Source organism: Mesorhizobium sp. M0293, assembly GCF_040321735.1.
Classification (GTDB): domain Bacteria; phylum Pseudomonadota; class Alphaproteobacteria; order Rhizobiales; family Rhizobiaceae; genus Mesorhizobium.
In genome coordinates this window covers 1-605 of sequence record NZ_JAMYSA010000322.1, presented here as the reverse complement: position 1 = coordinate 605, position 605 = coordinate 1, and the positions used below count along the sequence as shown (strand labels likewise).

General features: G+C 58.7%; 1 protein-coding gene. It reads left to right on the top strand.

What is annotated here, in order from left to right:
• Positions 1 to 605: AMP-binding protein (locus NKJ06_RS35695; RefSeq protein ID WP_352812636.1), on the top strand; the 605-nt coding region annotated here is incomplete at both ends.

Here is a 605-nt window from a genome sequence, read left to right as displayed (position 1 = left end):
GCTGGGGCTCACCCCCCGCCATCTCGCCTACATCATCTACACCTCGGGCTCCACCGGGACGCCCAAGGGCGTCATGGTCGAGCATGCGAGTGTTCTCAATATCCTACGCGCTCTTTTGGATGTATTGGGCCTCACAGAGCATGATTCACTCCTCGCGGTCACGACAATCTCTTTCGACATTGCCGGGCTGGAACTCTATCTCCCGCTGGCCGTGGGAGCTAACGTCGTCCTTGCTCGCCGGAGCAATGCTGTTGGATTGCAGCAGCATCTATCCCATCACAAGATAAATGTGATGCAGGCGACCCCGGCAGCATGGCGTATGCTCTTGGACGCCGACTGGGAGGGTGCGCCCGACTTAAGCGCGTTGTGCGGCGGCGAAGCGCTGCCTTCAGATCTGGCCTCCAACCTCGGCAGAAGGGTAAAATCTCTCAGAAATCTTTATGGTCCGACGGAGACGACAATTTGGTCGACCACCTTTCTTACCGAGACGAGGATTGAGGCGCCTCATCGAAATATCCCGATCGGCCGTCCGATCGCCAACACGCGGATCTATCTTCTGGACGCTCATGGTCAGCCGGTGCCGTTGGGGGCGGTGGGCGAGCTTT